Source organism: Pseudomonas sp. GW821-FHT12A04, assembly GCF_058807755.1.
Genome location: NZ_JBXAQZ010000035.1, coordinates 1 through 566, shown reverse-complemented (window position 1 = coordinate 566; position 566 = coordinate 1). Strand labels below are relative to the sequence as shown.

1 rRNA gene is annotated in these 566 nt (G+C 51.4%); it reads left to right on the top strand.

Going from position 1 to position 566, the window contains the following annotated elements:
- Positions 1–115: 115 nt before the first annotated feature.
- A 16S ribosomal RNA gene (locus tag AC1RS8_RS28030) occupies positions 116–566 on the top strand; the annotation flags it as partial.

The window sequence follows — 566 nt, the reverse complement described above, 5'->3', positions numbered from 1 at the left end:
GTCAGACTGCTAGTCAACAGATTATCAGCATCACAAGTTACTCCGCGAGAAATCAAAGATGTAACCAACGATTGCTGAGCCAAGTTTAGGGTTTTCTCAAAACCCAAAGATGTTTGAACTGAAGAGTTTGATCATGGCTCAGATTGAACGCTGGCGGCAGGCCTAACACATGCAAGTCGAGCGGATGACAGGAGCTTGCTCCTGAATTCAGCGGCGGACGGGTGAGTAATGCCTAGGAATCTGCCTGGTAGTGGGGGACAACGTTTCGAAAGGAACGCTAATACCGCATACGTCCTACGGGAGAAAGCAGGGGACCTTCGGGCCTTGCGCTATCAGATGAGCCTAGGTCGGATTAGCTAGTTGGTGAGGTAATGGCTCACCAAGGCGACGATCCGTAACTGGTCTGAGAGGATGATCAGTCACACTGGAACTGAGACACGGTCCAGACTCCTACGGGAGGCAGCAGTGGGGAATATTGGACAATGGGCGAAAGCCTGATCCAGCCATGCCGCGTGTGTGAAGAAGGTCTTCGGATTGTAAAGCACTTTAAGTTGGGAGGAAGGGCA